Annotated in this window: 3 protein-coding genes; 1 reads left to right on the top strand and 2 read right to left on the bottom strand. The window is 57.6% G+C overall.

Annotated elements, in window-relative coordinates:
- Positions 1 to 499: 499 nt before the first annotated feature.
- Positions 500 to 3,076, bottom strand: coding sequence for a preprotein translocase subunit SecA (gene secA / locus V6C16_RS08875; RefSeq protein WP_333543035.1), 2,577 nt, complete (start codon positions 3,074 to 3,076; stop codon positions 500 to 502).
- A 148-nt stretch (positions 3,077 to 3,224) separates the two neighbouring features.
- Here secA and V6C16_RS08870 point away from each other — a divergent pair, with 148 nt between their 5' ends.
- Complete coding sequence (locus V6C16_RS08870; RefSeq protein WP_333534680.1) at positions 3,225 to 3,431, top strand: hypothetical protein; 207 nt, start codon at positions 3,225 to 3,227, stop codon at positions 3,429 to 3,431.
- 22 nt (positions 3,432 to 3,453) lie between these two features.
- On the opposite strand, the gene V6C16_RS08865 is transcribed toward V6C16_RS08870, so the two are convergent.
- On the bottom strand, positions 3,454 to 3,819 hold the full coding sequence (locus V6C16_RS08865) for a molybdenum cofactor biosynthesis protein MoaE (RefSeq protein WP_333534681.1): 366 nt from the start codon (positions 3,817 to 3,819) through the stop codon (positions 3,454 to 3,456).
- Positions 3,820 to 3,995 lie beyond the last annotated feature (176 nt).

Raw genomic sequence — 3,995 nt, 5'->3', positions numbered from 1 at the left:
CTCGGACGGCTGCGTGAGCAGACGTTCGCTACGGAGGCGTAAGCGCAGTTTATCTGCGCGGTTAAACGCCGAAGTGAGCGTGCCTTAAACTTTGAGAATGTATATTCTCAAAGTTAATCTGCTCTAGAGCGCTTTAACTTTGAAAAAGTGTAAATGCTCAACGTTGCACGAAAGTGCAGCGCGCGGCAACGTGGCGTGGATTCAGCCGGAAATCGCATGTTTCGGCTGAATGAAAACTTTGAAATGAGCTTGCTGTCTTTATTGGGGCCGCCTGCGTAGCGGGCGGCAGAAGACGCGAAATATGAAAGAGCGGTTCCCTTTGCGGGAACCGCTCTTTTTAAATACTCGCGGCGTAAATCACTGCAGCCGCTCTTGTAGTGCGCTTATCTGGCGTTCACCTGCTCACCTGGTGCTCGTTTGGCCCATGCATGAGGAGGACAGGGGGCTTGCAGCCTGAGCGCGCACCCGCGCACTCAGGCCATTCATACTATTTATCCGCTTATTTATCTGCGCCGCAACATTTTTTATACTTCCTGCCGCTGCCGCAGGGGCAGGGATCGTTTCGGCCAATGCGGGGCGCGGCCTTTGCCGGGGTATTACGCGGTTCTTCGGAATCGCCCCCCCCGGAATAGGAAAGGTTGCCCCGGTCTTCCTTATGGCGGTATTCCCGCGCCAGGGGCTGCCCCTGAGGTTCTTCGCTTTCGGGAGCGATCTCAATGGCCTCCACGGGAGCGGTTTCCGCCGGGGCCACGCGCACGCGGCAGAGAGCTCGGAACACGTTTTCGCGAATCTGGAACAGCATGGCCTGGAACATTTCAAAACCTTCGCGCTTGTACTCCAGCTTGGGGTCGCGCTGGCCGTAACCGCGCAGGCCGATGCCGTCGCGCAGGGCGTCCATGTTGCGCAGGTGCTCTTTCCAGCAGCGGTCAAGCTCTTCCAGCATGAAGTAGCGCTGGATGTCCCGGTAGCTTTCGCCGGTTTCGGAGCGCAGTTCTTCCAGCACCTTGCGTATGAGGGGTTCGCATTCTTCACGCTCGGGCAGGGGCGCATTTTCAGGCAGCACGCGATCCAGGTTGAAAACATCGCGCAAGCGGGCGAAGGCGGCCTCACGCAAGCCGTTGTGATCGTCCACAGGCACGCCGTCCAACGTGCTGTACACGTCATCAAGCACGTCGTTCATGAACTCGTCCATCACCGGGTCAAGGTCTTCCTCGACCATAATTTCACGGCGCAGAGCGTAGATGACCTCGCGCTGCTGGTTCATGACGTTGTCATAGTCCAGCAGGGTCTTGCGGATTTCAAAGTGGTGGGCTTCCACGCGCTTTTGCGCTCCCTCCACCGCGCGGGTGACCATGGCGTTTTCAATGGCTTCGCCGTCGCGCAGGCCCAGCTTTTCCATAAGGCCCTTGATGCGGTCGGAACCGAAAAGGCGCATGAGGTCGTCTTCGAGCGACAGATAGAAGCGTGAAGAGCCGGGGTCGCCCTGGCGCCCTGAGCGGCCGCGCAACTGGTTGTCGATGCGGCGGCTTTCGTGGCGTTCCGTACCCAGAATATGCAGGCCGCCAAGGTCCACCACGCCTTCGCCGAGCACGATGTCCGTACCGCGCCCGGCCATGTTGGTGGCAATGGTGACCTTGCCGGGCTGACCGGCCTGGGCCACTATTTCCGCTTCTTTTTCATGCTGCTTGGCATTGAGCACGTTGTGGGGAACGCCGAGCTTGCTCAGGCGATGCGAAAGCATTTCGGAGGTTTCGATGGAAATGGTCCCCACCAGGACGGGCTGGCGGTTTTTGTGCAGTTCGGCGATGGCCTCAACGATGGCGTCAAATTTTTCCTGACGGCTGCGATAGATGAGGTCAGGGTAGTCCTTGCGCTGCATGGGCCGGTTGGGCGGAATGGAGATAACTTCCAGGTTGTATATCTGGTGAAATTCCACGGCTTCAGTGTCGGCTGTGCCGGTCATGCCCGAGAGCTTGTCGTACAGGCGAAAATAGTTCTGGAAGGTGATGGAGGCGAGAGTCTGGTTTTCGGCGGCGATGGTGACGCCTTCCTTGGCTTCCAGCGCCTGATGCAGCCCGTCGGAATAGCGGCGGCCCGCCATGAGGCGGCCGGTAAATTCGTCAACAATGACCACCTGGTCTTCCTGCACAATGTAGTCCACATCGCGCTTGAAAACCTGATGGGCCTTGAGCGACTGCATCACATGGTGCTGCGCCGTGATGTTGGCGGGATCAAACAGGTTGTCCAGCTTGAGCAGTTCCTCGCAGCAGGCCACGCCTTCATCGGTGAGCATGGCGGTGCGGGCCTTTTCGTCAATGGTATAGTGCTCGGGCCGCAGTTTGCGCACCACCTCGTCCACGATGCGGTACATGCCCACCGACTCGTCGGACGCGCCGGAAATGATGAGAGGCGTACGGGCCTCGTCAATAAGAATGGAGTCCACTTCGTCAACGATGGCGTAATTGTGCCCGCGCTGCACCAGTTGGTGTCCATAAAACTTCATATTGTCGCGCAGGTAGTCAAAACCGAATTCGTTATTGGTGCCGTAGGTGATGTCGGACTGATACTGCTGCTTGCGCTCGCCGTCGTCCAGGCCGTGAACGATGACGCCGGTGCTCAGGCCCAAAAAGCCGTAGAGCTGGCCCATCCAGGCCGCATCGCGCTTGGCCAGGTAGTCGTTGACAGTGACCACGTGCACGCCCTTGCCCGACAGGGCGTTGAGCACCACGGGCAGGGTGGCGACAAGGGTTTTGCCTTCACCTGTCTTCATTTCCGCGATTTTGCCTTTGTGCAGCACCATGCCGCCTATAAGCTGCACATCATAGTGGCGCATGCCGAGCACGCGCCGCGAGGCTTCGCGCACAAGGGCGAACACTTCCGGCAACAGGGCATCAAGGCTTTGGCCGTTTTCTTGCACGGCCTTTTTGTACTGAAGAATGCGGGCGGCGAAGTCTTCGTCCGCCAGCTCCTGCATTTGCGGCTCAAGAGCATTGATGCTCTGTACCTGGGAGCGCAGACGGCGCAGATACCGGTCGTTCTTGCTGCCGAATATTTTCTTGAAAAGAAAGCCGAACATGAAGTCTCCTCTGTTGGGCGCGGGCAAACCGCCTTTTGCCCTGCCAGCGCGTCAACGCTGCGCACTGGGGCATCCCTGAAAGTGTGTTTCCGGGCAGCCTGAGGCTGGCGGCATCCCTTTAAAATAAGACATAAATGCCGGATTGGCAATGCGGGTTGCGGCGGCATCAACTGAAAAAACGAAAAGTATTCCGCGGCTTGCCGGGCATGCGCGCAGGCATTTTTTTCTGCCCGAACGCATGCCGGCCGTGTTTTACTGCCGCTTTTTGCGCAAAAAACGTGCGCTCGCAGGTAAAGTGCAAAAAGCGAATAACGGGCTTATTTTTTTACAGACACGGCCGATAGAATACATGTGACGGCCCGTGCCGGAGTGCAGGACTATGCCTCGAAATTTTCCTGCTTGATGACGGCTTCGGCCTTGATTCTGTCCAGCAGTTCGGCAAAGGTTGCCTTGACGTTTTCGCGTATGTCACCGGCAACCACAAGGAAAAGGACGTCGTCGCCGGGTTTGAGCAGTCCTTCTTCGGCATCGGCCACAATGGCGAAAATGCCGGGGCGCTGTTCCATTTCGCGCACAATGACGGCCATCTTTTCCCTGTCCGGGGTAATATGCACAGAGGTCACGGTGCTGTGGTCATTGCGTGACCAGCCGCGTACCACGCCGTTATGGACAAGCATCATGCCCACATGGTCGGCGAAGCCGGGGCGGGATTTGAGTTCCTGAAGAGTTTTGTTAATATCCATATGCACCGCCTTTGTTTGAGCCGCGCGCAGCCGTATTTTTTCCGGCAGTATATATCATGCCCGTACCGCCATAAAGGACTTTGTTAATGGCCCAGCTATCACAGTTACTGTCTCGCCTTCCCGAGGGCAAGGACGTGCGCATGAGCACCATGGGGCATGTGCTCTGGGTCTGCTGG

It is taken from the genome of Desulfovibrio sp. 1188_IL3213, from assembly GCF_036763145.1.
In the GTDB taxonomy this organism is placed as follows: Bacteria; Desulfobacterota; Desulfovibrionia; order Desulfovibrionales; family Desulfovibrionaceae; genus Desulfovibrio.
The sequence above is the reverse complement of the archived record's forward strand: the minus strand, read 5'-3'. Positions and strand labels throughout refer to the sequence as shown.